19 protein-coding genes are annotated in these 25,425 nt (G+C 71.9%); 14 read left to right on the top strand and 5 right to left on the bottom strand.

Annotated elements, in window-relative coordinates; genetic code table 11:
- Window positions 1-990: 990 nt before the first annotated feature.
- Together ACFP3V_RS09360 and eccE are read right to left on the bottom strand one after the other, a co-directional pair.
- Window positions 991-1,698: a hypothetical protein gene (locus tag ACFP3V_RS09360; protein ID WP_380581845.1), complete on the bottom strand. Its 708-nt coding sequence runs from the start codon at window positions 1,696-1,698 to the stop codon at window positions 991-993.
- A gap of 19 nt (window positions 1,699-1,717) precedes the next feature.
- Window positions 1,718-3,052 carry a type VII secretion protein EccE gene (eccE, locus tag ACFP3V_RS09365; protein WP_380581847.1) on the bottom strand — a complete coding sequence of 445 codons (1,335 nt, stop codon included), beginning with the start codon at window positions 3,050-3,052 and terminating at the stop codon, window positions 1,718-1,720.
- A 157-nt stretch (window positions 3,053-3,209) separates the two neighbouring features.
- On the opposite strand from eccE, the gene eccB reads away from it, so the two are divergent.
- The 4 genes from eccB to mycP all read left to right on the top strand — a co-directional run bounded on the left by eccB (window position 3,210) and on the right by mycP (window position 6,737).
- A complete protein-coding gene (gene eccB / locus ACFP3V_RS09370; protein ID WP_380581849.1) occupies window positions 3,210-4,652 on the top strand; it encodes a type VII secretion protein EccB in 1,443 nt (480 codons plus the stop codon).
- Between the two features lie 228 nt (window positions 4,653-4,880).
- Window positions 4,881-5,192 carry a WXG100 family type VII secretion target gene (locus ACFP3V_RS09375; RefSeq protein WP_380581851.1) on the top strand — a complete coding sequence of 104 codons (312 nt, stop codon included), beginning with the start codon at window positions 4,881-4,883 and terminating at the stop codon, window positions 5,190-5,192.
- Window positions 5,193-5,250: 58 nt separating this feature from the next.
- Window positions 5,251-5,541: a WXG100 family type VII secretion target gene (locus ACFP3V_RS09380; protein ID WP_380581854.1), complete on the top strand. Its 291-nt coding sequence runs from the start codon at window positions 5,251-5,253 to the stop codon at window positions 5,539-5,541.
- Window positions 5,538-6,737: a type VII secretion-associated serine protease mycosin gene (gene mycP / locus ACFP3V_RS09385; RefSeq protein WP_380581856.1), complete on the top strand. Its 1,200-nt coding sequence runs from the start codon at window positions 5,538-5,540 to the stop codon at window positions 6,735-6,737. Before ACFP3V_RS09380 ends, mycP begins: the two co-directional genes overlap by 4 nt.
- A 141-nt stretch (window positions 6,738-6,878) precedes the next feature.
- Here mycP and ACFP3V_RS09390 read toward each other — a convergent pair whose 3' ends face one another.
- Window positions 6,879-8,279: an APC family permease gene (locus tag ACFP3V_RS09390; protein WP_380581858.1), complete on the bottom strand. Its 1,401-nt coding sequence runs from the start codon at window positions 8,277-8,279 to the stop codon at window positions 6,879-6,881.
- Window positions 8,280-8,663: 384 nt separating this feature from the next.
- Window positions 8,664-12,611: a type VII secretion protein EccCa gene (gene eccCa, locus ACFP3V_RS09395; protein ID WP_380581860.1), complete on the bottom strand. Its 3,948-nt coding sequence runs from the start codon at window positions 12,609-12,611 to the stop codon at window positions 8,664-8,666.
- Window positions 12,612-12,946: 335 nt separating this feature from the next.
- Here eccCa and eccD point away from each other — a divergent pair, with 335 nt between their 5' ends.
- From eccD to ACFP3V_RS09425, 6 genes are all read left to right on the top strand, one after another.
- Entirely contained in the window at window positions 12,947-14,386 is a 1,440-nt protein-coding gene (gene eccD / locus ACFP3V_RS09400) for a type VII secretion integral membrane protein EccD (protein WP_380581862.1), read from the top strand.
- Window positions 14,387-14,737: 351 nt separating this feature from the next.
- Entirely contained in the window at window positions 14,738-15,028 is a 291-nt protein-coding gene (rpsO, locus tag ACFP3V_RS09405; protein WP_380581864.1) for a 30S ribosomal protein S15, read from the top strand.
- A 364-nt stretch (window positions 15,029-15,392) separates the two neighbouring features.
- Window positions 15,393-17,594 carry a polyribonucleotide nucleotidyltransferase gene (locus ACFP3V_RS09410; protein ID WP_380581880.1) on the top strand — a complete coding sequence of 734 codons (2,202 nt, stop codon included), beginning with the start codon at window positions 15,393-15,395 and terminating at the stop codon, window positions 17,592-17,594.
- A gap of 192 nt (window positions 17,595-17,786) precedes the next feature.
- The gene (locus ACFP3V_RS09415) at window positions 17,787-19,154 is read left to right on the top strand and encodes a M16 family metallopeptidase (protein WP_380581866.1); all 1,368 of its coding nucleotides are present in this window, start codon (window positions 17,787-17,789) and stop codon (window positions 19,152-19,154) included.
- Window positions 19,155-19,192: 38 nt separating this feature from the next.
- A complete protein-coding gene (dapB, locus tag ACFP3V_RS09420) occupies window positions 19,193-19,954 on the top strand; it encodes a 4-hydroxy-tetrahydrodipicolinate reductase (RefSeq protein WP_380581868.1) in 762 nt (253 codons plus the stop codon).
- 4 nt (window positions 19,955-19,958) lie between these two features.
- Window positions 19,959-20,423, top strand: a complete 465-nt coding sequence (locus ACFP3V_RS09425) for a tetratricopeptide repeat protein (protein WP_380581870.1) — start codon at window positions 19,959-19,961, stop codon at window positions 20,421-20,423.
- Here ACFP3V_RS09425 and ACFP3V_RS09430 read toward each other — a convergent pair.
- On the bottom strand, window positions 20,377-20,898 hold the full coding sequence (locus tag ACFP3V_RS09430; RefSeq protein WP_380581872.1) for a GNAT family N-acetyltransferase: 522 nt from the start codon (window positions 20,896-20,898) through the stop codon (window positions 20,377-20,379). The genes ACFP3V_RS09425 and ACFP3V_RS09430 overlap by 47 nt on opposite strands.
- Before the next feature lie 148 nt (window positions 20,899-21,046).
- On the opposite strand from ACFP3V_RS09430, the gene thyX reads away from it, so the two are divergent.
- The 4 genes from thyX (at window position 21,047) to ACFP3V_RS09450 (ending at window position 25,366) form a co-directional block, all read left to right on the top strand.
- Window positions 21,047-21,787, top strand: coding sequence for an FAD-dependent thymidylate synthase (thyX, locus tag ACFP3V_RS09435; protein WP_380581882.1), 741 nt, complete (start codon window positions 21,047-21,049; stop codon window positions 21,785-21,787).
- 229 nt (window positions 21,788-22,016) lie between these two features.
- Window positions 22,017-22,916 (top strand): 4-hydroxy-tetrahydrodipicolinate synthase, encoded by a 900-nt coding sequence (gene dapA, locus ACFP3V_RS09440; RefSeq protein ID WP_380581874.1) that lies wholly within the window; start codon window positions 22,017-22,019, stop codon window positions 22,914-22,916.
- Window positions 22,917-23,035: 119 nt separating this feature from the next.
- Window positions 23,036-24,721, top strand: coding sequence for a ribonuclease J (locus ACFP3V_RS09445; protein ID WP_380581876.1), 1,686 nt, complete (start codon window positions 23,036-23,038; stop codon window positions 24,719-24,721).
- Between the two features lie 147 nt (window positions 24,722-24,868).
- Window positions 24,869-25,366: an FBP domain-containing protein gene (locus tag ACFP3V_RS09450; RefSeq protein WP_380581878.1), complete on the top strand. Its 498-nt coding sequence runs from the start codon at window positions 24,869-24,871 to the stop codon at window positions 25,364-25,366.
- Window positions 25,367-25,425: the final 59 nt, after the last annotated feature.

Here is a 25,425-nt window from a genome sequence, read left to right on the forward strand (position 1 = left end):
CGCCCCGCCGCCCATCCCAGGGCCGCCCGCGGGGGGCTGGAACGGCGGTACTCCCGGAGTGGGTGCCGCGGCGGCAGGGGCCGCGCCGGGGAAGGGGGGCATGCCAGGACCGGGTACCGGCGGCGTGGGCGGCGGAGCGTCAGCACCGGCGGCACCGAAGGGTGCCTGCGGGGGGAACGGCGGCACACCGGCAGCAGGCGACGGGGCGTCAGGCGCAGGACCCCCCGCAGCGGGCGGCGCGAACGGGGAGACGTTCCCGGCCTGTCCGGGGAACGGGGGAACCGCGGGAGCCCCGACCGGAGGGACGCTCGGCTGGGACGACGGGTGGTCAACGGCCGGGCCCTGCCCCGGGAAGGGCTGCAGCGGCGCGAGGGGACGACCGTCCGGGCCGAGCTGCTGCGGGAACGGGCCGCCGGGCGGCGGCTGCGGCGGGTAGTACCCGCCCGGAGGGGGCGGATAGGCGCCCGGCGCCGGCGCCGCGGGCGGCGGGACCGGTGCGGAGCCCACCTGCGGGGCGTTCTGCATGTACCAGGCCGGCGGCGTGTAGTCGGGCGTGTCCGACGTCTCCTCGTCCTCGCCCGGCGCGTGCTCGCCGGCGTAGACGCCGTCGCGGTCGCTCGTCACTGTCCCCGTCCTCGCCTCTCGCTGTGCCGACGGCCTGACGGCCGCCGCTGCTGTCGGTCGCGCACCAGACTAACCGCCGTCCGGGTGAGCACGTCAGTACCGGTCGGGGCCACAGCGCCCGCCGCCTGCGGCGCGGGCGCCGAACCCAGGACCAGCCGCTCCCTGACATCGCCGCGACCGCCGGGCCCGGTTCCGGCAGGGCGACGTCCAGGGTTGACGGCGCATCAGGCGACGCGGGGCGGCGCCGGTCCGGAAGGCGTGACGAGAGGCGGTCGTCCCCACCGGCTCACTCCGCAGCGGCGGCCCGGCCTCGCACCGCCGTACGTCCGCACGCCGTCCCCCGGCCGGCCCGGGGGAGACGGGGAGCTAGTCCATCCGGCGCGCCGGGCCCAGGACTTGGGCCTCCGCCGCGGTGGGGCCGCTCTGGGTCAGGGTGCGGTCGGTGCGGGTCGCCCACAGGGTGACGCCGTCGCCGAGCGAGGGCAGGATGCGCTCCTCCTGCTCGGGCAGGGTCAGGGCCTTGGCCACCGCCGCCGCCTCCTGCGGGGAGACACGCTGCACGCCCACCAGTTGAGCGCCCGTCAGCAGCCGCTCCGAGCCCGCACCCAGGTAGGGGAGCACCGTCAGCACCGTCTGCCAGGGGCTCGCCGACAGGCGGGTGCGTGCCGGGCGTGGCCCGCAGTCGCGGACGACCAGCACAGGCGCGGCCACCGTCGCGCCCTGCGGGCCGATCCGTCCCAGCGGGTGCACCGTCAGGCACGGCTGGCCGCCGCCGGCGGCCTGGGCGACCGCGCCCCACAGGTGGCCGCGGCCGGTCTCGACGGCCACCCGGGCGCCGGTCGCGGCCGCGCGCAGCGCGATGAGCTGGGCGGTCCAGACGCCGCCCAACAGCACCACCTCGTAGGGCGTGGGCCGGAACAGCCCGGCCACCGCCGGGCGGCCCTCGCCGTCCTGGCCGATGACGACGCCGTCGTCCCCGACCGGGAGCGAGACCCGCTCCAGCGCGTCGGCCTCCAGGATGTGCTGCTCGCGGCGCGGCCCGCGCAGGCCGAAGCCCGCCGTCAGTGCTGCCATCTCAGTGGGTCCCTTCGCGTCAACGGATGGTGCCGCCGAGCGGCAGGGTGGCCAGCAGGCCGGGCAGCTGCTCGTGGTCCAGCCGCAGCAGGCCGATCCCGGCGGAGCGCGCCCGCGTCTCCAACTGGCGGGCAGCCGCCGCAAGTTCGGACTCGCCGCGGGCGGTCACCCGGACGTGCCCGGTCAGCGCCACGGCCCCCGCGCCAGCGCGGCGCAGCGTCACGCTGAGGCTGCTGCCCAGCGAGGGCGTGCCGGTGAGCATGTCGACCACCGCGGGGGCGTGCGGGCCGTCCAGCCGGGGCCAGGACGAGACCCAGTAGCTGCGGTGCCAACGGTCGTCGCAACGCCAGGACTTGACGGCCTCGACGGTGCGTCGGGCCGGGCCGCCCGGCTGCGCCGAGCGGCCGTGCGTGGCCGCCACCGGGTGCGGCAGCGTGGCCGTGCCGATGGCGGAGGTGACCCCGGCCGCGTCCAGCACGGTCGCGCGGAGGCCGGCGCCGCCGAGCCGGGCGGCGAGCTGGTCCACCGCGCGCTGCAGCGCCTTGCGCGCGCCGATCTCGCCGCCGCCGCGGGCGGTGACGGCGGGGCGGCACAGCTCGGGGTCCAGCCGGACGGCGACCCAGGTCATCCGCAGCGCGGGGGTGGAGGTGCCGTGCGGCAGTTCGCGGTAGGCGCGCGCGGCCAGGGCCTGCTCGGGCAGGTGCGGGGCGGGGGCGGTCTGGCTGAACTGCAGGACCTGCACCGAGTCCAGCACGATGTCGTCCACCGTCAGCGCGTTCGCCAGCAGCGACAGCGGCAGCGGCGAGCCGGGGGCGGCCGGGCGCAGCGGACGGTCCGGTGCCTCGACGCGGATCAGCGCGCTGAGGAAGGTGCCGTCGCCGACCATGCCGATCTCGCGGCGCTCCTTGCGGCCCGCGCCGCCGTCCCACTCGATGCCGTGCGCGGTGACCCGCAGGGCGGGCTCCCACTCCAGCACCGGGACCAGCGCCGGGTCCGCCTCCGGATCCAACTCCGTCCGCCGGGCGGCACGTTGGCGCGCCCTCAGGTCGAGCCGGACGCGCAGGGCGTCGCCGAAGCCGAGGCCGTTCCAGCGCAGCAGCGCGGGCAGCACCAGCAGGACGGCCAGCACGCCGCAGCCGATCAGGGCGATGCGGCCGCCGGCCATGCCGAGCAGGACCAGTGCGGCGATGGCCTCCACCAGCACCAGTTGGGACAGCAGCAGTGGCCCGATGCGCCCTGGGCGCGGCCGCGGGACCGGACGTGCCGGGCCCGCCTGCGGTGCGGCGTCCGCGGGGCGGCGGCTGCCGCGGCCGCCTTCGCGGACGGCCGGCGGCGGAGCGGTCTGTGTGGGCATCCCCCGAACTACCCTCTCTGCTCGAAGTCCTCGCGTGCTCGCTGGTGCCAAGCAGGCCCGCTTGTCAGGTCCCGGTTGGCTCGGGGCTACACCGTACCCGTACCGTACGTACCGTTCGCGCGAGGCATCCGTCAATCGACGTACGGGGAGCATGGGGATGGCATCACGCAAGTACGAGTTGAGTGCCTACACCTACTCGAGGCGGCGCACGGTGGCGGCGTTCCTGCGGCCGGACGGCGGGGGCAGCGTCGAGGACGCGCCCAAGCCGCTCCGGGCGCTCGTACCCAGCGTGGTGCTCGGGGTGGTGACCGTGGCGGTCTTCGGGGCGATCGGCATCGTCAAGCCCAGTGCGCCCAAGGACTGGCAGACGGCCAACGCCGTCATCGTCGACCGGCAGACCACCACCCGCTACGTGATGCTCGGCGGCGTGCTGCACCCGGTGCTCAACATCGCCTCGGCGCGGCTGCTGCTGCAGGACAAGTCCACCGTCGTCGAGGTGGACGACAAGGTGCTCACCTCGCCGTCGGTCAAGCGCGGCGCCACCCTCGGCATCCCCTACGCCCCGGACAGCCTGCCCACCGCGGACGAGGCGGCCGCTCCCAAGACCTGGGCCGCCTGCGACCGCCAGGGCGACGGCGGCGTCGACCAGAAGCTGTTCGTGCTCGGCCGGGGCCAGGAGGCGGCGCTGAACCAGCGGTTGAGCGCCCGTCAGGCGTTCTACGTGCAGGGCCCGGACGGCGCGCGGTTCCTGGTGGACGCCGGCGGCACGGCGCACAAGCTGCTGCGCGGCTCGGTCAGCCCGGCCGCGGTGCAGGCCGCGAAGCAGTCCGACGACCCGTGGGCGTACCTGGCCACGGCCGCCTTCGGCGGCACCGTCCAGCGCCCGCAGCCGGTGACCAAGGAGTGGCTGGACGCGCTGCGTCCCGGCGACCCGATCAGCCTGCAACTGCCGAACCTGGACGGCCGGTTCGGCCAGACGGTGGCGGTGCCCGGCAGCGGTGTGCCGAACCGGGTGGGCGACGTGTTCCACACCTCCTCCACCGGCCTGCACTACGTCGTGCTCAAGGACGGGGTGCACCCGGTCTCCGCGTTCACCGCGCGGCTGCTGGACGCGCTGCACCCGGGTCAGCCGGAGCAGCAGGTGGATGCGCTGGCCGTGGCCGGCGCCAACGAGCGCTCGCCCTACGCCGCAGACCTGGACTGGCCGACGGCGGCCGTCGAGCAGGCCAACACCGGCGGCGTCGCCTGCGCCGTCTACGACGGGGCGCAGACCGGCGTCGGTCCCGCCAAGTACGCGCTGTGGACCGGCAGTTCCTACCCGGTGGCGCAGGCCGCCTCGGGAACCGCGGGCGTCTACGTCACGCCGGGCACCGGCCTGCTCTACCGGGCCGTCTCCGGCACCAGCACCGACAGCGGCGCGGTCGACCTGCTGACCGACGCGGGGCTGCGCTACCCGGTGCCGCAGAACGGCGGCGCGCAGAGCCGGCTCGGCTACGGCGACCTGAAGCAGCCGCTGCCGGTGCCGCAGGCGTGGTCGGCGCTGGTGCCCACCGGTCCCGCCCTCAACCCGACCGCCGCCGGTCAGCCGCAGGGAAGTTGACGGCTCCTCGGCGCCCCGGGCCACGGGATCGTTGCCGTACGTCCCAAGTTGTCCACAAGTTGGCGGGGGGTGTTGGGCGTGTCCGCGACGACGGATAGAGTGATCGTGCGAAAGGTGCCCAAAGGGCGGCACCGGCCGGGCGGGGGCGCGCAGTTCCGGGGTTTGTCCTGCGGGAACACCCCTCGCACTACCGGTTTCTGACGGTCTGTCTCATGGGGGACGGTGCACATGGCTGGACAGTTCAGGACTACCCACGAGGAGATGCGGGCCTTCTCCGCTCGCATGTCCGAGGTCAACGCGCAGATCCAGCAGGAGCTGAGCCGGCTGAACAACGTGGTCAGCTCCATCACGTCGGGGTGGCAGGGCGACGCCGCCACCGCGTACCAGCAGCTGCAGCAGAAGTGGAACGAGGACGCGAGCAAGCTCAACCGCGTGCTCTCGGAGATGAAGGACGCCATCGACAACACGGCGAGCCAGTACAGCTCGACGGAGCAGGAGCAGCACTCCAGCCTCAGCCGGATCACCTCCGCGCTCGGCTGACCCGCTCCCGGGCGGGTCGCCCGGTCGTTTCTTCACACCACGTAACCGAGGAGGCATCATGTCCGGCCACATCATGGTCAATTTCGCCACCGTGTCCCAGGCGGCGAGCGACGTCCGCAGCACCGCGGGCAAGGTCCAGGCCCAGCTCGACGATCTGCGCGCCGGCGTGCAGCGGATCGCCCAGAGCTGGGAGGGCAAGGCGCAGGAGGGCTACCAGGCCCGCCAGCGCGAGTGGGACTCCACCGCGGCCGACCTGCACGCGGTCCTGGAGCAGATCGCCGGTGCGCTCGACCAGGCCGCGCAGAACTACCAGTCCACCGAGAACCGCAACGCCGCGATCTGGGGATGAGCAGAGCGGTGTCGAGGGCGGCAGCCGCGGCTGCCGCCCTGGCCCTGGGCGCCCTCGGGGGTGTGGGCGCGGGGGCCGTTCCGGCCTACGCCTCCAGCGGCCAGTGCACCTTCCCGGCGCAGGACATCCCGGGCACGCCCTGGGCGCTCCAGCGGGTCCTGCTGCCGCAGCTCCACCAGAAGGCGACCGGCAAGGGCGTGACGGTCGCCGTCATCGACACGGGCGTCGACGCCACCAACCCGCAGCTCGCGGGGGCGGTCACGGCCGGCCCGACGCTGCTCAAGGACGCCCAGGGCAACGCGCTCACCGATCCGGTCGGCCACGGCACCATGGTCGCGGGCATCATCGCCGCGCGCGCCATCCCGTCCACCGGTTTCGTCGGCATCGCCCCGCAGGCCCGCATCCTGTCGATCCGTCAGAACGACGGCCAGGGCAACGGCACCCAGAGCGACCTGGCCCGTGCCGTCGACTACGCCCGCACGCACGGCGCGGGCGTCATCAACATCTCCCAGGACGTCAGCAGCAACGGCAAGCCGGTCGCGCTCCCGGAGAGCAGCGAGCTGGGCCAGGCCGTCAAGCGCGCGGTGGCGGCCGGGATCGTCGTGGTCGCCTCGGCGGGCAACGAGGGGCTGCCCCTGCCCACCTACCCCGCGTCCTTCCCCGGCGTGCTCGGCGTGGGCGCGTCCGACCGCAACGACGAGCGGGCCGAGTCCTTCTCCGAGAGCGGCACGTCGGTGGGCGTGGCCGCCCCGGGCGTCGACATCGTCTCCACGGTACCCAAGCGCGGGCAGTGCGTGGACAGCGGCACGAGCTTCGCGGCGCCCTATGTGGCGGGCGTGGCAGCGCTGTTGAAGCAGATGTACCCGCACTGGACGCCTGCGCAGATCATCGCCCGCATCGAGCAGACGGCGCAGCGGACCGATCCCGGCCGCAACGACCAGATCGGCTGGGGCGTGGTCGACCCGGTGGCGGCCGTCTCCGACACCTCCGCTCCCGAGGACGCCCCTACGCCCACCCCCCAGGGCCCGCGGGCGGCGGCGCCGGTCAAGCCCCGGCCCCTCGCCCCCGGCGAGACCCAGGCCGACCGCGACCGCCGCACGGCGTTCTACGCCGTCGGCATCGCCGCCCTGTTGGTCCTCCTGGTCACCGGCACCGCCACCGTCCTCCGCGACGCCCGCCGCCGCCAAGCGCTTTAGGGCGTAGCCCCCAGGGGCGCGAGGAACTGCGCGAGCAACACACCACTGAGGGAGGTCCGTCCCCGATCAAGGGTCGAACCTCCCTGGGTGGTCGGCTGGTCGCGCAGTTCCTCGCGCCCCGCAAAAGCCCCTGACGGGGCCTCAGTCGTCCTCGGGGACGGTGATGACCCAGCGGGTGTCCGGGCGGGGGCGGAGGTAGAAGACCCAGTACAGGGCCGCCGCAGCGGTGATGCCCAGCGTGATCACCAGCGCCTTGACCGTCTGCTCGTACGCGGCGTAGCCCAGCACGGCCAGGATGAGCACCGGCACCACCGGCCACCCGGGCATGCGCCATGCCGCCGCGTCCTTGTGCTTGCCCCGCCGCGTCCCCAGTGCCGCGATCGCCACGAACGCGTACAGCAGGATGACGGCCACGCTGGTGACGCTGCTCAGGGTGTCCAGGTTCACGAAGCAGAGGATCGCGCCGGGGACGCCGACCGCCAGGGTGGAGATCCAGGGGGACCCGTAGCGCTTGCTGAGGCTGCCGAAGGCGCGGTTCACCGGGGCGGGCCAGGCGGCGTCGCGCGAGGAGGCGAACAGGACCCGCGAGTTCTGGATGACCATGACGATGGCCGCGTTGATGATGGCCAGCGCCACGCAGAGGCTGATGAAGGTGCCGATCGCGGAGTTGCTCCACTGGGTGACCATGCCCGCGATGTCGCCGCTGGACAGGACGTCCAGGCTGGGCGCGCCCAGGGTGATGCCGATGGTCGGCAGCAGGATGATCAGGGAGCCCAGGCCCAGGGTCCACAGCACGGTGCGCGGGACGGTGCGGTGAGGGCGTTCCATCTCCTCGGCCAGGTAGACGGCGGTGGAGAAGCCCTGGGTGATGAAGAGGGCCACGGCCAGGCCACCGGCCATGAGGCTCAGGTTGACGACGCTGCTGTGCCCGTGCCCGTCCGTGACGGTGGGGTGCAGCATGACGCTCGCCGAGCGGTTGCTGTGCGCGAAGCCCAGGACCGCGACCATGCCGGCCGCGATGACCTCCAGGACGAGGAAGATGCCGGTGATCCAGGCGTTGGCGCGCAGGTCCAGCAGACCCATGACGGTGGCGGCCAGCATCACCAGGGCGCCCATGACCTGGTTGTTGACGTGGAACAGCGGGGCCAGGTACTCCGCCGTGCCCAGGGCGATGATCGGGGGAATGATCATGACGCAGATCAGCGCCTGGATGAAGACCAGCCAGCCGGCGAAGCGGCCGACCGTGGTGCCGGCCATCGCGTACTCGCCGCCGGCGCTGGGGACCAGGGTGCCCAGCTCGGAGTAGCAGAACGCCACGCCGATACAGAGGACCATGGCGACCGCCAGGACCACCGCGGTGCCCGTGCCGAGGGTCTGCAGCGAGCCGGGGACCAGCACGAACAGCGAGGAGGCCGGGGTCACGCAGGACAGCGTCAGCAGGGTGCCGCCGACGACGCCGATGGAGCGCTTCAACTTCGGGGGGTTGCCGCCTGGCGCGGCGTCGAAGGCGCCGTCCTGGGGACGGCTCAGCGTGTCGGTCATGCGCGTTCCGATCTCTACTGGTGAGGGTCAGCGAGAGGGAGCGATATCGCCTCCGGGCGGTTGCTTCGCATGTCTTCGGTCGCTCCCTTGCCCGGTCATGAAACCTTTGCTGTTAACGAAGCGTCAAGGACGGTTTTCCTTCGGATTCCGTGGTGTTAACGCCGTATCACAACTGAACTGATGGGCCGTCAGTGCGCTGACCGACATGGCCCCATGCATCCCCGGCCTGGCTATCAAATGCAGAACGGGACATCTGCCTTCATACTGAAGGCTGATGTCCCGTTCTGTCCTTTCGCTGGATTCCGCTACGCGACGCTTCGAATCACGCAGCCAGGTGAGGCGAATCTCCCGATAACGATCGGGCCACTCCCACCAGGCGGACGGCTACTGCGGTGGCAGCCATCCCGTCTGCACCGTGAAGGTGCCGCGGCGGCGGGTGACCAGCACGCCTCGGCCGGGCGGAAGGATCTGCGGGCGGACGTTGCCCAGCAGCACGCCCTCGTCGCGGTCGCCGGAGAGCACGATGCCCTGCGCGCCCAGCTCCTTGAGCCGCTGGATGACCGGCTCGAACAGGGCGCGCCCGGCACCGCCCGAGCGGCGGGCGATGATGATGTGCAGGCCGACGTCCTTGGCGAACGGCAGCACCTCAAGCAGCTGCTGCAGCGGGTTGCCGGACGAGGTCGCGACCAGGTCGTAGTCGTCGACGACCAGGAACAGCTCCGGGCCCGACCACCAGCTGCGGTCGCGCAGCTGCTCCTGGGTGACGTCCTTGCCGGGGATGCGGCGTTCCATCGAGCCGCGCACGTCGCCGAGGAAGGCCTGCAGCGCGGGCTGCGCGGCGGCGTACTCCAGCAGGTGCGGGGTGGTCACGGCGCCCAGCAGCGAGCGCCGGTAGTCGCCGATGACGATCAGTGCCTGCTCCGGGGTGTACCGCTCGGTGATGCCCTTGAGGATCAGCCGCAGCAGGGCCGTCTTACCCGTCTCGCCGTCACCGAAGACGATGAAGTGCGGGTCCGCGTCGAAGTCCAGGTAGACCGGCTCCAGCGCGTTCTCGTCGACGCCGATGGCGATGCCCAGCTCCGGGCGCTCGAAGCCCTTGGGCAACTGCTCCGCCGGGAGCAGCTCGGGCAGCATCCGCACCCGCGGGGCCACCGGTCCGCTCCAGGCGCCGGCCACCTGGCGCACGAACTCCTGCACGCCGTCGGCCAGGTCCTCGGTCCCGCTGGAGCCGTCCACGCGCGGCAGGCCGGCCAGGAAGTGCAGCTTGTCCGGCGTCAGGCCCCGGCCCGGCGCGCCGGCCGGGACGTTCTGCGCGACCTTGCGGTCCACCTCGGACTCCATCGCGTCACCGAGCTTGAGCTCGACCCGGTTCAGCAGCAGGTCCTTGAGCGCCGGGCGGATCTCGCCGTAGCGGGCGGCGGAGACCAGCACGTGGATGCCGTAGGCCAGACCCTGCTGGGCCAGGTTGGCGACCAGCGGCTCCAGTTGCTCGAACTCCTGACGGAAGGTCAGCCAGCCGTCGATGACCAGGAACACGTCGCCGTACTGCTCGCCGGGCAGCAGGCCCTGCTTGCGGCGGTTGCGGTAGGTGGCGATGGAGTCGATGCCCTGTGCCCGGAACAGTTCCTCGCGGTGCGAGAGCAGCCCGGAGACCTCGGCCAGGATGCGGCGGACCTTGTCGCCGTCCAGGCGTCCCGCGACGCCGCCGACGTGCGGCAGGTCGGCCAGGCCGATCATGCCGCCGCCGCCGAAGTCCAGGCAGTAGAACTGGACCTCGGCCGGGGTGTGCGAGAGCGCGAACGAACCGATGACGGTGCGCAGCAGCGTGGACTTGCCCGAGCGCGGACCACCGACGACCATGCCGTGGCCCTGGGCTCCGGCGAAGTCCAGGTACATCACGTCGCGGCGCTGCTCGAACGGCTTGTCCACCAGGCCGACCGGGACCATGAGCCGGCCCAGCGCCCCGTAGTCCGGCGCGGTCAGGCCGCGCTCGGCGGTCGGGGTGACCTGGCCGAACAGCGCGTCCAGCGAGGGAGCCTCGTTCAGCGGCGGCAGCCACACCTGGTGCGCCGGCGGGCCCTGGCCCTCCAGCCGGTCCACGATCACGTCGAGCACCGTGTCCACCAGCGCGTCGTCCTGACGCGCCGTCACCTGCGGCTCCTCCTCGACCTCGGGCAGCACCGGCAGCGGCACCGGCCGCCCGGTGAACAGCACCGGCTGCGCCCGGCGCACCCGCCCCGAGGACTGGCGCACCCCGCCGGCCCGGTAGGGGCCGGACACGTAGGCGGCCTTGAACTGCGCGAAGACGTCCGTGCCGAACTTCAGGTAGCCGACACCCGGCACCGGGGGCAGGTGGTACGCGTCCGGCACGCCCAGCGCCGCCCGCGACTCGGCGGCCGAGAAGGTGCGCAGACCGATGCGGTAGGAGAGGTAGGTGTCCAGACCGCGCAGCCGCCCCTCCTCCAGGCGCTGCGAGGCCAGCAGCAGGTGCACGCCCAGCGACCGGCCGATACGGCCGATCTGGATGAACATGTCGATGAAGTCCGGCTTCGCCGTCAGCAGCTCGCTGAACTCGTCGATGATCAGCAGCAGCGAGGGCAGCGGGTCCAGCGGTGCGCCCGCCGCGCGGGCCCGCTCGTAGTCGTGGATGTTGGCGTAGTTGCCGGCCGCGCGCAGCAGTTCCTGACGCCGGTTCAGCTCACCGGTGATGGAGTCGCGCATGCGGTCCACCAGGGTCAGCTCCTCGGCCAGGTTGGTGATGATGGCCGAGGTGTGCGGCATGTCGGCCATGCCCGCGAAGGTCGCACCGCCCTTGAAGTCGGCGAGGACGAAGTTCAGCGTCTCCGAGGAGTGCGTCATGGCCAGGCCCAGCACCAGTGTGCGCAGCAGCTCCGACTTTCCGGAACCGGTCGCGCCCACGCACAGGCCGTGCGGGCCCATGCCCTCCAGTGCCGCCTCCTTGAGGTCGAGCACCACCGGCTCGCCGCCCGCGCCCAGACCGATCGGCACCCGCAGCCGCTCGTGCACCGGCCGCGGCCGCCAGGTCCGCGCCACGTCCACCGAGGCCGCGTCACCCACGCCCATCAGGTCCGTGAAGTCCAGGTTCGCCAGCAGCGGCTCGTCGTCGCCGCCCGCGGACACCCGCAGCGGGGCCAACTGCCGCGCCAGCGCCTCGGCCTGCCAGGCGGACAGGACGTCCGGCTCGCCCGAGTAGCGCGCGCCCGAGGACGACTGCAGCCGCATCTTCTCCGGCGTCACCACCACGGCCAACTGGCCGCGCAGCTCGTCCAGTTCACCGGGGACGACCTCGATCACGGTGACGCCCAGCAGGCCGTCCGCGCTCGCCAGCACCGACTCCGGGTCCACGTTCGCCCCGTCCAGGACGATGACCAAGTGCGGCTGGTCCGGCTGCAGTTGGCCGTCCCGGTGCCAGCGCGGCCGTCCGGACAGGTCGTCGGAGAGCAGGCCCTCCAGCTCCTCCAGCGAGGTGCAGATCATCCGGCGCGAGCCCGCGCCGTCCGACTCGCTCGCGTGCTGCACGTGCGGCAGCCACTTCGCCCACTCCCACTCCGGCGCGGCGCCCGGCGCGGCGGCGATGCCCACCACCAGGTCGTCGGGGGAGTGAAGGGTCGTCAACTGCGCCAGCGCGGAACGCACCACGCCGTAGACCGTGTCCGGGTCACCCGACACGGACAGGTGGTAGAAGGCCCGCAGCGACACCGCGAGCGGCAGGCCCGGGATGGTGCTGTGGCCGGCCAGGAAGCTGCGCATCGCCTCGGCGGTCAGCGGCTCCAGATCGTCCACCGGGGCCGTCTGCGGCGGCACCAGCTTGGTCGCCAGCTGCTGCGGACCGGTGCCGATGCGCACCTGCCCGAAGTCCGCGTCGCTGGGCCGCCGTTCCCACAGCCGCCGGCCTTCGGCCACGATCGACCACAGCTGGTCCGGCTCCGGGTGCAGGTACAGCTGGGCGTCGCGCTGCCTGGTCGCCGTCCGGCGGACCTGCTTGCGCAGCTGCGCAAGGTACTTGAGGTAGTCGCCGCGCTCGTCGTCCAGCTCCGCGCCGCCGCCCTTGCGCTGCTGGTTCACCTGCGCGACCGCCATGGCGAGGGTGGTGGCGACCATGACGCCGCCCATCACCTTCATCATCATCTGCATGCCGGGCATGAAGAAGAACGCGGCGGAACCGGCGGTGGCCAGCATCGGCAGCAGCGCCTGCCACCATGGCGCGCCGTCCCCTCGCGCGAGTTCGGGCGGGGACTCCAGCCGGAGGTCCTCACTCGGCACCGCGGGCGGGTACGCCCGCGGCGGCCGCTTGACGGTAACGACGCTCATCGCGCTTCTCCCCAGAGCTTCAGGCCTACCGGCCGGGGAGGCCAAGTGGGGCCGCGGCAGCCCCCGTTCCCCGTACCGCAGGCCGTGATCCTACCCGTGTGCGATTGATGTGCCGCCGTCAGACCCCCAGGGGCGCGGGGAACTGCGCGGGTACGCACCACCCAGGGAGGTCCGGCCCGCACGTGGGGTCGGACCTCCCCGCGGCGAGGGCTGGTCGCGCCCACGCGGCGGAGCCGCAGGTGTCCGCAGCCTCGCGTTCCGGACGTGCCCGGCGCATGTAGGCTGACCGGCTGTACGCGGACAGCCAATGCAACTCCAGGGGGAGGGGCCGCCAGGTGAGCACGAGCGCAGCGACCGGGTTCTGCCGGGTCACCGTCGTCGCGCCGGACAGCCGGATCGACGTCGCACTGCCGGAGGACGTCCCGCTCGCGGAGGTCTACCCCGAGGTGCTGCGGCTCTCGGGCCAGAGCCAGGCCGAAGGCGCGCCCACCGGTTACCACTTGGTGCGCAGGGACGGGACCGTCCTCGACAGCAGCCTGACCCTCGCCGCGCAGAACATCCGCGACGGCGACCTGCTCTCGCTGCGCCCCTTCGCCGAGTCGCTGCCCCCGGCCGTCTACGACGACGTGGCCGACGCCGTCGCCACCGCCGTCAGCGCCGACCGCAGTCTGTGGGGCCCTCAACTCCTGCGCACCGCAGGCCTGTTCGCGGGTGTGCTGGCGCTGACCCTGCTCGGCTTCGCGCTCTGGTTCGCCGACCTGCGGCACGACATGCACTCACTGCCCGGCCTCGTCGCCGGCGTCGTCGCGCTCGTGCTGGTCACCCTCGCCGGCGTCCGGGCACGCGTCTACGAGGACCGGGGCAGCGCCGTCGCGCTCGGACTCGCGGCCCTGCCGCTGGCGCTGCTCGGCGGTTCCGGCATCGTCGCCCCCGCCCACGGTGACGGCCCCGGCCGGGTGCAGTTCCTCATCGGCTGCCTCGCCGTCCTGGTCGCCGCGGTGCTGCTCACCGCCCTCACCCCGCAGGGCGACGCCCCGTTCGTCGGCGCCGCGCTGGTCGCCGGCGTCGGCACCGCCGCCACCTTCGCGGCGGTGCTCACGGGCGCCTCGTCCCGCGAGGTCGCGGCGGGCGCGGCGGTCGTCGCCGTCGCGCTGATCGGCTTCCTGCCCGCGCTGTCGGCCCGCTTCGCCCGCCTGCCCGTCGCCTTCCAGGCCCCGCAGCAGCGGGCCTCCGCCGAGGCCGGCCACGAGCCCGAGGCCGCGGACTTCGAGCGGATCGCGGCCCAGGCGCGACGCGGCCACGAACTCCTGGTCGGTCTGGTCGGCGGCTGCGCGGCGGTCGTCGTCGGCTCCGGCGTCGTCCTCTCCTTCACCGACGACCGCTGGACCCAGTTCCTCGCCCTCGCCCTGGGCATCGCCACCATGCTGCGGGCCCGGCTGTTCCGCTACACCTCCCAGGTGCTGAGCCTGCTGGTCGCCGGCGCGGGCACGCTGGCCCTGCTGGTCGTGTCCATCGCGCTGCACCTGCCGCTGTTCCTCTTCGAGAACCAGCGCAACCCCTCGGCCGTCGACATCCGCACCCTGGTGATCGCCGCCGCGATCGTCGGCGGCGGCGCGATCCTGGTCGGCGTGGCACTCGTCGTTCCCCAGAAGGGGGTCTCCCCCTTCTGGGGCCGCATCCTCGACCTCGTCGACGGCCTCGTCCTCGCCAGCCTCATCCCGCTCGCCCTGGCCGTCCTCGACGTCTACAGCACGGTCCGCGGCTTCACCAGCTAGCCCCCCTCAGGGGCGCGGGGAACTGCGCGACCAGCCCACCACTCGCGGAGGTTCGTCCCGCAGGTGGGGTCGGACCTCCCTGGGTGGGTGGCTGCTCGCGCAGTTCCCCGCGCCCCTGNCGGGGAACTGCGCGACCAGCCCACCACTCGCGGAGGTTCGTCCCGCAGGTGGGGTCGGACCTCCCTGGGTGGGTGGCTGCTCGCGCAGTTCCCCGCGCCCCTGAGGGCTCGTGCAAGTGCAGCAGGTGACGACTGGTAACCTTGGCTGCTGGAATGCGCCCGGGTTCGTCCGGACCCTGTGAGGAAGACCAGGGACCGACCGGGGCATCGAGACTACAAGGAGTCGGTCACAGTGGCCCTCGACCCCGCCATCAAGAAGCAGATCATCGCCGAGTACGGCACCAAGGAGGGCGACACCGGCTCCCCCGAGGTCCAGATCGCGCTGCTCAGCCGCCGTATCTCGGACCTGACCGAGCACCTCAAGTTCCACAAGCACGACCACCACTCCCGTCGTGGTCTGCTGCTCCTGGTCGGCCAGCGTCGCCGTCTGCTGCAGTACCTGGCCAAGACCGACATCGAGCGCTTCCGCACCCTGGTGGACCGCCTCGGCATCCGCCGTGGTGCCGCCGGCGCCGCGCGCTAGTCGACCGCCTCGGGGCGGCTCCCGTCTGGGGAGCCGCCCTTCGGCACATCCGGAGCACCGCGCGGTGGCCACGCCACGCGCGGCACGGTTGAACGTTGCGCACGCGTGGGAATGTGCACGTGCGTAAGGTGTAAAGCACACAACGCAACAGCGAGAACAGAAACAAAGACGCCGGAGCGTCCACACGCATCCGACCTCAGGCGGCAACCAGGCGCCGGTCCTCGGTAGTGGCCAGCCGGACCCACGCGGGTCCGACGGCTTCGATCGAAGACCGGCCCGGCCGGTCCCGCCGAGCAGCGGAAACAGCGCGAGGGCGCTCCACCTTGAGGACACGAAGGAGATCTTCCGGGTGGAAGACATCAACATGCACGAGAGTGTCGCGGTCATCGACAACGGCGCCTTCGGCACCCGCACCATCCGCTTCGAGACCGGCCGTCTCGCCAAGCAGGCCGGCGGCTCCGCCGTCGCCTACCTGGACGACGACACCATGGTCCTTTCCGCCACCAGCGCCTCCAAGCAGCCGAAGGAGCACTTCGACTTCTTCCCGCTGACGGTCGACGTCGAGGAGCGCATGTACGCCGCCGGGCGCATCCCCGGCAGCTTCTTCCGTCGTGAGGGCCGTCCCTCCGAGGACGCCATCCTGACCTGCCGCCTGATCGACCGTCCGCTGCGCCCGTCCTTCGTCAAGGGCCTGCGCAACGAGGTCCAGGTGGTCGTCACCGTCATGGCGCTCAACCCCGAGCACCTCTACGACGTGGTCGCCATCAACGCCGCCTCCGCCTCCACCCAGCTCGCGGGGCTGCCCTTCTCCGGCCCGATCGGCGGCGTCCGCGTCGCGCTGATCCGCGGCCAGTGGGTCGCCTTCCCGACGCACAAGGAGCTGGAGGAGGCCGTCTTCGACATGGTCGTCGCCGGTCGCGTCCTGCCAGACGGCGATGTCGCGATCATGATGGTCGAGGCCGAGGCCACCGACAAGACGATCGAGCTGGTCAAGGGCGGTGCCGTCTCCCCGACCGAGGAGGTCGTCGCCGAGGGCCTCGAGGCCGCCAAGCCCTTCATCAAGGAGCTGTGCCGGGCCCAGGCCGAGCTGGCCGCCGCCGCTGCCAAGCCGACCGGTGAGTTCCCGGTCTTCCTGGACTACCAGGACGACGTCCTCACCGCGCTGACCGCCGCCGTCAAGGACGAGCTGGCCCAGGCGCTGACCATCGCCGGCAAGCAGGCCCGCGAGGCCGAGCTGGACCGCGTCAAGGACCTCGCCGCCGAGAAGCTCCTGCCGGAGTTCGAGGGCCGCGAGAAGGAGATCTCCGCCGCGTACCGCGCGCTGACCAAGAAGCTGGTCCGCGAGCGCATCGTCAAGGAGAAGGTCCGCATCGACGGCCGCGGGGTCACCGACATCCGCACCCTGGCCGCCGAGGTCGAGGTCGTCCCCCGCGTCCACGGCTCGGCGCTGTTCGAGCGCGGCGAGACCCAGATCCTGGGCGTCACCACGCTGAACATGCTCCGCATGGAGCAGCAGCTCGACACGCTCTCCCCGGAGACGCGCAAGCGCTACATGCACAACTACAACTTCCCGCCCTACTCCGTCGGTGAGACGGGCCGCGTGGGCTCCCCGAAGCGCCGCGAGATCGGTCACGGCGCGCTCGCCGAGCGCGCGCTGATCCCGGTCCTGCCGACCCGCGAGGAGTTCCCCTACGCGATCCGCCAGGTCTCCGAGGCGCTGGGCTCCAACGGCTCCACCTCGATGGGCTCGGTCTGCGCCTCGACCATGTCGCTGCTGAACGCGGGTGTCCCGCTGAAGGCCGCGGTCGCCGGTGTCGCCATGGGCCTGATCTCGCAGGAGATCGACGGTGAGACCCACTACGTCGCGCTGACCGACATCCTGGGCGCGGAGGACGCGTTCGGCGACATGGACTTCAAGGTCGCCGGCACCAAGAACTTCGTGACGGCCCTTCAGCTGGACACCAAGCTCGACGGCATCCCGGCCTCCGTGCTCGCCGCCGCGCTCAAGCAGGCCAAGGACGCCCGCCTGCACATCCTCGACGTGATGAACGAGGCGATCGACGTTCCGGACGAGATGTCCCCGAACGCGCCGCGCATCATCACCATCAAGATCCCGGTGGACAAGATCGGTGAGGTCATCGGCCCCAAGGGCAAGATGATCAACCAGATCCAGGAGGACACCGGCGCCGAGATCACCATCGAGGACGACGGCACCATCTACATCGGTGCGGCCGACGGCCCGGCCGCCGAGGCGGCCCGGACGACGATCAACCAGATCGCCAACCCGACCATGCCCGAGGTGGGCGAGCGCTACCTGGGCACCGTGGTCAAGACCACGACCTTCGGCGCGTTCGTCTCGCTCATGCCCGGCAAGGACGGCCTGCTGCACATCTCGCAGATCCGCAAGCTCGCCGGCGGCAAGCGTGTGGAGAACGTCGAGGACGTGCTCCCGGTGGGCACCAAGGTCCAGGTCGAGATCGCCGAGATCGACCCCCGCGGCAAGCTCTCCCTCGTCCCGGTGATCGAGGGCGAAGAGTCGGCCGAGGCCGAGGCCGAGGCCAAGTAAGCAGCAGGAACAGCGGGTTGCCGGTGCCACGCCGGTGACCCCCCAATCACCTGGGGCGCGGGGCTGAACACATGTGCGGCTCCGCCGCTTGGGCGCGACCGGCCCTCCACGGAGGGAACCGGTTGCTCGCGCTCACGCGGCGGAGCCGCAGATCGTCACAGCCTCGCGCCCCTAGGTGGTGCACGTCATTCCATGAGGAGAACAGTGAGCCAGCCGACGGCGCAGAGGCAGCGCCCTGGGACGACGCGGACCCTGCTCAAGGGCGTCGACGGCACCGGAACGGTCAAGCGGACCGTCCTGCCCGGCGGACTGCGCGTCGTCACCGAGTCCGTGCCCTCGGTCCGCTCCGCGGCCTTCGGCATCTGGGTCGGGGTCGGTTCGCGCGACGAGACCCCCGTGCTCAACGGGGCCACGCACTACCTGGAGCACCTGCTCTTCAAGGGCACCTCGCAGCGCTCCGCGCTGGACATCTCCTCCGCGCTCGACGCGGTCGGCGGCGAGATGAACGCCTTCACCGCCAAGGAGTACACCTGCTACTACGCGCGGGTGCTCGACCGCGACCTCCCCCTCGCCATCGACGTCGTCAGTGACATGCTGACCGACTCGCTGATCCGGCAGGAGGACATCGACACCGAGCGCGACGTCGTCCTCGAAGAGATCGCGATGACCGAGGACGACCCGTCCGACGTCGTCCACGACCTCTTCGCCAAGGTCATGTACGGGGACTCGCCGCTCGGCCGCCCCGTACTCGGCACCGTCGACACCATCAACGCGCTCACCCGCGACCAGGTCCACGGCTTCTACAAGCGCCGCTACCGCCCGGAGCACCTGGTCGTCGCCGCGGCCGGCAACGTCGACCACGCCACCGTCGTCCGGCTGGTCAAGAAGGCCTTCGCCCGCACCGGCGCGCTGCACCGCGAGGACGTGGCCCCGGCCGCACCCCGCTCCGGGGTCCGCGCGCTGCGCACCGCCGGCAAGGCGGACATCCTCGACCGGCCCACCGAGCAGGCCCACCTCGTGCTCGGCCTCCCCGGCCTGTCCCGCACCGACGACCGCCGCTGGGCGCTCAGCGTCCTCAACGCGGCCCTCGGCGGCGGCATGAGCTCGCGCCTGTTCCAGGAGGTCCGCGAGAAGCGCGGCCTGGCCTACTCGGTGTACTCCTACACCTCCGCCTACGCCGACTCCGGCCTCTTCGGCATCTACGCCGGCTGCCAGCCCAAGCGGGTCGAGGAAGTCCTCAAGATCTGCCGCGAGGAACTCCAGCGGGTGGCCGAACAGGGCATCACCGAGGAGGAGTTGAAGCGCGCCATCGGCCAGCTCTGCGGCTCCACCGTGCTCAACACCGAGGACACCGGCTCGCTGATGTCCCGGCTCGGCAAGGCCGAACTCTGCTACGGCACCCACCTCTCCGTCGACGAACTGCTGGCCAAGCTCGGCGGGGTCACCCTGGACGACGTCCGCGAGGTCGCCGGAAGCGTCCTCGGTGCGCACCGCCCCTCCCTGGCTGTGATAGGACCGGTGGCGGGGAAGCGCGCCGCCCGGTTGGCCGACGCACTCTGAACCACCGTCAGCACCTCCGGCAAGGGAGCGAGAAGATCATGAGCACGCCGCTGCGGGTCGCCGTCATCGGAGCCACCGGACGGATCGGCTCCGAGGCAGCCAAGGCCGTCGAGGCCGCTCCCGACCTGGAGCTGGTCGCGGCCCTGGGCCGCAACGACAAGCTGGAGACGCTGGCCGATTCCGGCGCCCAGGTGGCCGTCGAACTCACCCACCCCGACTCGGTCATGCGCAACCTCGAGTACTGCGTCGCCTCCGGCATCCACGCAGTCGTCGGCACCACCGGGTGGAACGAGGACCGCCTCGGCCTGCTCCGCGAGTGGCTGGCCGCCTCTCCCGGCACCGGTGTGCTGATCGCGCCGAACTTCTCCATCGGCGCCGTGCTCAGCATGAAGTTCGCCCAGCAGGCGGCGAAGTTCTTCGACACGGTCGAGGTCGTCGAACTGCACCACGACCGCAAGGCCGACGCCCCGAGCGGCACCGCCACCCGCACCGCGCAGCTCATCGCCGCCGCGCGGGCCGAGGCCGGTCTGCCGCCGCAGCAGGACCCGACCACGCACGGCCTCCCCGGCGCCCGCGGCGCGGACGTCGACGGCGTCCCGGTCCACTCGGTCCGCCTGCGCGGCCTGCTCGCCCACCAGGAGATCCTGCTGGGGACCACGGGCGAGACGCTGACCATCCGTCACGACTCGCTCCACCACAGCAGCTTCATGCCCGGCATCCTGCTCGGCGTCCGCAAGGTGGTGACCGCCCCCGGCCTCACCTTCGGCCTGGAGCACTTCCTCTTCGAGGACGGCGAGTAGCACCGTGGCCGCCCGCATCACCTACATCGTCGTCTCCGCCGCGCTGCTGCTCGGCTTCGTCGTGGTCGTCGCCACCGGCGCCCAGCTGATGGCGACCGGCAACGGGCTCGGCATCGGCATGGGCATCGCCGCCGAGGTCCTGGTCGGCCTGGGCCTGTGGTTCCTGTGGAAGACGTACCGCTTCGGACGCAACAGCGCCAGGCTGGCCCGTGAGCTCGAGGCGGAGGGCGGTCTCCCCACCGACCGCCCCGAGCGCTCGGCCGGCGGCCGGGTCGACCGGGACCAGGCGGACGCCGTCTTCGCCAAGCGCCAGGCCGAGGCGGAGGCGGAGCCCGACGACTGGCGCGTCTGGTTCCGCCTGGCCGTCGCCTACGCCGACGCCCGGGACACCCCGCGTGCGCGGAAGGCGATGGAGCACGCGATCAAACTGCACGGCCGGGGCGCTGGTACTGGAGCTCCTGCAGCGTGACCCCGCCCAGCTGCAGCTCCTCCCGGGCGCCGGTCCAGCCCCAGCCGACGCGCTCGTAGAAGGCACGGGCCCGCTTATTCTCCTCCAGGACCCAGAGGACCACTTGCTGATACCGGGTCAGGCGGGCCAGGGCCCCCGCCATCAGCGCCGCGCCGACACCGGTCGACCAGACCTCCGGCAGGGTGTAGATCGCGTACACCTCGCCCCGCCCCTCGATCCCCGCGGCGTTGGGCCGCTCCGGCCCGCCCGAGGCGAACCCGACGACCTGCCCGCCGACCTCCGCGACCAGCAGGAACCGGTCCGCGGGCCGCGTCTCCCAGCTGCGTCGGGAACGCTCCAACGCCTCCTCGTCCTGCATCTGGTCCAGATACGCCGGCGGCACGATCCCCGCGTACGCCGCCGCCCACGACCGCGCCCGCACGAGGGCGACGGCCGCAAGGTCGTCAACGCGCGCCTCGCGCACCACCACTGACATCGCCTCACCGTTCCCTGGGGGAGTACCGGATTCCCGTAGGCTGTTCGCCGGCCGGACAGGTGTCAGCAGTACCAGAACCAGCGGGCTCTCCGCACCCCGGAAACCCCTGCGCCACCCTGGCCCCATGCTCATCGAAAGGACTCCCCAGGTGACCGACCAGACCCCTGCCGCGCCCGAGCCCGTGTTCCGGGACGACGTCACCGTCGAGCTGGTGCGCAGCAGCGCCCAGGACGCCGACGTGCTCTTCGCGGCACGCGTCTCGACGGCGGGCGAGCAGTCCCTCGAGGAACTGCAGAAGGACCCGGAGCGGTCCAAGGGCCTGATCAACTTCCTGATGCGCGACCGGCACGGCACGCCCTTCGAGCACAACTCGATGACCTTCTTCGTCAGCGCCCCGATCTTCGTCTTCCGCGAGTTCCACCGCCACCGCGCCGGCTGGTCCTACAACGAGGAGAGCGGGCGCTACCGCGAGCTGCAGCCGGTCTTCTACGTGCCGTCAGCGGAGCGGAAGCTCGTCCAGCAGGGGCGTCCGGGCAAGTACGAGTTCTTCGAGGGAACCCCCGAGCAGCACAAGGCCGTCACCGAGTCGATGGAGTCGGCCTACCGCGAGGCGTACGCGCGCTACCAGGAGATGCTCGCGGCCGGGGTGGCCCGCGAGGTCGCCCGGGCGGTGCTGCCGGTGGGGCTGTTCTCCTCCATGTACGCCACCTGCAACGCCCGTTCCCTCATGCACTTCCTCTCGCTGCGCACCAAGGACGAGCGGAGCAAGGTGCCGAGCTTCCCCCAGCGGGAGATCGAGATGGTCGCCGAGAAGATGGAGCAGGAGTGGGCCCGGCTGATGCCGCTCACCCACGAGGCCTTCAACACCCATGGCAGGGTGGCGCCCTGACGACGCCTCGGCCGGCCGGCCGGCCGACGCCCACGTGGACGAATCTCCGGTATGTCCCATTTGCGGGATATCTACCGCTTACCTAATCTCAAAGCACGAGCCCCGGTGCCGCTTGAACCCCCGAGCAGGCGGTACCGGGCTCGCTCCGTCCACCCCCCTGCCGTCGCGCGCGTGTCCTGGGAGTGGACGGGTGCACTCGCCGACACTCACACCGAGTAGCGTTGGACTCATGGCTCCGACCTCCACCCCCGAGACCCCCTTCGGCCGGGCACTGACCGCGATGGTGACCCCGTTCACCGCGGACGGCGCGCTCGACCTCGACGGCGCGCAGCGCCTGGCGTCCCACCTGGTCGACGCGGGCAACGACGGCCTCGTCGTCAACGGCACCACCGGCGAGTCGCCCACCACCAGCGACGCGGAGAAATCGGAGCTGATCCGCGCCGTGCTGGAGGCGGTCGGCGACCGCGCCCACGTCGTCGCGGGGGTCGGCAGCAACGACACCCACCACACGGTCGAACTCGCCCGCCAGGCCGAGGCCGCCGGCGCGCACGGCCTGCTCGTGGTGACGCCGTACTACAACAAGCCCCCGCAGGAGGGCCTGTACCGGCACTTCACCACCGTCGCCGACGCGACCGGCCTGCTCGTGATGCTCTACGACATCCCCGGGCGCACCGGGGTGCCCATCGCGCACGAGACGCTTGTCCGCCTGGGCGAGCACCCCCGGATCGTCGCCAACAAGGACGCCAAGGGCGATGTCGCCGCGGCCTCCCGCGCCATCGCGGAGAGCGGGCTGGTGTGGTACTCGGGCGACGACATCCTGACCCTGCCGCTGCTCGCCGTCGGCGCCGTCGGCGTGGTCAGCGTGGCCGGCCACCTCGTCATGCCGGAGATCCGCGACATGGTGGAGGCCTTCGTCCGCGGTGACGTGAAGAAGGCCACCGAGATACACCAGAGGCTTCTCCCGGTCTTCATCGGAATCTTCCGCACCCAGGGTGTGATCACCACCAAGGCCGCGCTCAACCTCCAGGGCCTCCCCGCAGGCCCGCTCCGGCTGCCCCTCGTCGAGGCCACGCAGGCGGAGATCGACCAACTGAGGAGGGATCTCGCCTCCGGCGGGGTACACCTCTGACACCACAGACGTCCACGTCCCGAGCAACGGAGACGTGATGCACCACCGAAGCAGGACACGATGCCGCGCCACGCCATGCACCAGGAGTGCCCTCCGGCGTGCGCGGAGAGGAGAGTTCATTGAGTCATCCGCACCCTGAGCTGGGCGCACCGCCCCCGCTCGCCGAAGGCGCCCTCCGGATCACCCCCCTCGGCGGACTCGGTGAGATCGGTCGCAACATGACCGTCTTCGAGTTCGGCGGCCGCCTCCTGATCATCGACTGCGGCGTGCTCTTCCCCGAGGAGGAGCAGCCCGGAGTCGACCTGATCCTTCCCGACTTCACCTCGATCCGGGACCGCCTCGACGACATCGACGGCGTGATCCTGACGCACGGTCACGAGGACCACATCGGCGCCGTCCCCTATCTGCTGCGGGAGAAGCCCGACATCCCGCTGATCGGCTCCAAGCTGACGCTGGCCCTGATCGAGGCCAAGCTCGCCGAGCACCGGATCCGCCCGTACACCCTCGAGGTGAAGGAGGGGGACCGCGAGCGCATCGGCGGCTTCGACTGCGAGTTCATCGCCGTCAACCACTCCATCCCGGACGCCCTCGCGGTCGCCGTGCGCACCCCGGCGGGCATGGTCGTCGCCACCGGCGACTTCAAGATGGACCAACTCCCGCTCGACAAGCGGCTCACCGACCTCCCGACCTTCGCCCGCCTGGGCGAGGAGGGCATCGACCTGCTGCTGGTGGACTCCACCAACGCCGAGGTCCCCGGCTTCATCACGCCGGAGCGGGAGATCGGCCCGGTGCTGCAGCAGGTCTTCGACCGCGCGGACAAGCGCATCATCGTCGCCAGCTTCGCCTCGCACGTGCACCGTATCCAGCAGGTGCTGGACACCGCCCACGAGTTCGGCCGCAAGGTCGCCTTCGTCGGCCGGTCGATGGTGCGCAACATGGGCATCGCCCGCGACCTCGGGTACCTCAAGGTCCCCGGGGGCCTTGTCGTCGACGTGAAGACGCTGGACGACCTGCCGGACGAGGACGTCGTCCTGATCTGCACCGGCTCGCAGGGCGAGCCGATGGCCGCGCTGTCGCGCATGGCCAACCGCGACCACCAGATCCGCATCGTCGAGGGCGACACCGTCATCCTCGCCTCCTCCCTGATCCCCGGGAACGAGAACGCGGTCTACCGGGTCATCAACGGCCTGACCCGCTGGGGCGCCAACGTGGTGCACAAGGGCAACGCGAAGGTGCACGTCTCCGGCCACGCGTCGTCGGGCGAGCTGCTGTACTTCTTCAACGTCTGCAAGCCGCGCAACGTCATGCCGGTGCACGGCGAATGGCGCCACCTGCGGGCGGTCTCCGACCTGGCGCAGAAGACGGGCGTCCGCAAGGACCACGTCGTCATCGCCGAGGACGGCGTCGCCGTGGACCTGGTCAACGGCACCGCGCGCATCGCGGGCAAGGTCCAGGCCGGCTACGTGTACGTGGACGGCCTGTCGGTCGGCGACATCGACGAGAGCTCCCTCAAGGACCGCCGCATCCTCGGCGATGAGGGCATCATCACCGTCTTCCTGGTCGTGGACTCGACGACCGGAAAGGTCGTGGGCGGTCCGAACATCCAGGCCCGCGGCTCGGGCATCGAGGACGAGGCCTTCGCACCGGTCGTGGAGAAGATCCAGGACGCGCTCAACCGCTCGGCCCAGGACGGCGTTCTGGAGACCCGTCAGGTGCAGCAGCTGGTGCGCCGCACGCTCGGCAAGTGGGTGTCGGACACCTACCGCCGACGCCCGATGATCCTCCCCATGGTCGTGGAGGTCTGACCCGGCGTCAGCCCCCTTCACGTCGCCGTGCCCCCGCTGCCCGTCCGGGCGGCGGGGGCACGGGCGTTCCGGGCGCTCCACTCGGCGTCTGTGTTCCGCGGATTATTCGGATGCACGCGAACGGTGGCCCGGGTTAGCGTCGGAATCATGGACCCGCTGAGTGACCAACTGATCCGCGCCTCCTTCGTCAACTGCTCGAAGGGCGAGGCGAACCGTATCCGGACGCCGCGGGACCTGGACCAACTGCCTTGGGAGGACCTTGACTTCCTCGGCTGGCGGGACCCGGGCGCGCCCGACCGCGGCTACCTCGTCGCCCCGGTGGACGGCCGCCTCATCGGCGTCACCCTCCGCGCCCCGGTCGGGCTGCGCCGGACGCTGACCAAGACGAACCTGTGCTCGCTGTGCCTGACCTCCCACGGCGGCACCGGAGTTGCCCTGCTCTCCGCGCGCCGCGCGGGCGCGGCCGGCCGTGAGGGCAACACGGTGGGCACGTACGTCTGCGCCGACCTGTCCTGCTCGCTCTACGTCCGCGGCCGGAAGCGGCCGACCTTCGGCGAGCGGGTGCCGACCACGCTCTCGGAGGAGGAGCAGATCCTGCAGCTCCAGGTGAACCTGGCGGACTTCGTGGCCCAGGTCCTCGCGTGATTTGACTCCGGCTGCCCCGCCACGTAACGTTCTTCGAGTTGCCCGCTGAGCGGCTGAGC

The organism is Streptacidiphilus monticola (genome assembly GCF_042658505.1).
Classification (GTDB): domain Bacteria; phylum Actinomycetota; class Actinomycetes; order Streptomycetales; family Streptomycetaceae; genus Streptacidiphilus; species Streptacidiphilus monticola.

Excerpts from the sequence above, each read along its gene's own strand:
- ACFP3V_RS09360 (WP_380581845.1), bottom strand. The coding sequence starts at position 1,698 with ATGGCAGCACTGACGGCGGGCTTCGGCCTGCGCGGGCCGCGCCGCGAG.
- eccE (WP_380581847.1), bottom strand. The coding sequence starts at position 3,052 with ATGCCCACACAGACCGCTCCGCCGCCGGCCGTCCGCGAAGGCGGCCGC.
- eccB (WP_380581849.1), top strand. The coding sequence starts at position 3,210 with ATGGCATCACGCAAGTACGAGTTGAGTGCCTACACCTACTCGAGGCGG.
- ACFP3V_RS09375 (WP_380581851.1), top strand. The coding sequence starts at position 4,881 with ATGGCTGGACAGTTCAGGACTACCCACGAGGAGATGCGGGCCTTCTCC.
- ACFP3V_RS09380 (WP_380581854.1), top strand. The coding sequence starts at position 5,251 with ATGTCCGGCCACATCATGGTCAATTTCGCCACCGTGTCCCAGGCGGCG.
- mycP (WP_380581856.1), top strand. The coding sequence starts at position 5,538 with ATGAGCAGAGCGGTGTCGAGGGCGGCAGCCGCGGCTGCCGCCCTGGCC.
- ACFP3V_RS09390 (WP_380581858.1), bottom strand. The coding sequence starts at position 8,279 with ATGACCGACACGCTGAGCCGTCCCCAGGACGGCGCCTTCGACGCCGCG.
- eccCa (WP_380581860.1), bottom strand. The coding sequence starts at position 12,611 with ATGAGCGTCGTTACCGTCAAGCGGCCGCCGCGGGCGTACCCGCCCGCG.
- ACFP3V_RS09410 (WP_380581880.1), top strand. The coding sequence starts at position 15,393 with ATGCACGAGAGTGTCGCGGTCATCGACAACGGCGCCTTCGGCACCCGC.
- ACFP3V_RS09415 (WP_380581866.1), top strand. The coding sequence starts at position 17,787 with ATGAGGAGAACAGTGAGCCAGCCGACGGCGCAGAGGCAGCGCCCTGGG.
- dapB (WP_380581868.1), top strand. The coding sequence starts at position 19,193 with ATGAGCACGCCGCTGCGGGTCGCCGTCATCGGAGCCACCGGACGGATC.
- ACFP3V_RS09430 (WP_380581872.1), bottom strand. The coding sequence starts at position 20,898 with ATGTCAGTGGTGGTGCGCGAGGCGCGCGTTGACGACCTTGCGGCCGTC.
- dapA (WP_380581874.1), top strand. The coding sequence starts at position 22,017 with ATGGCTCCGACCTCCACCCCCGAGACCCCCTTCGGCCGGGCACTGACC.
- ACFP3V_RS09450 (WP_380581878.1), top strand. The coding sequence starts at position 24,869 with ATGGACCCGCTGAGTGACCAACTGATCCGCGCCTCCTTCGTCAACTGC.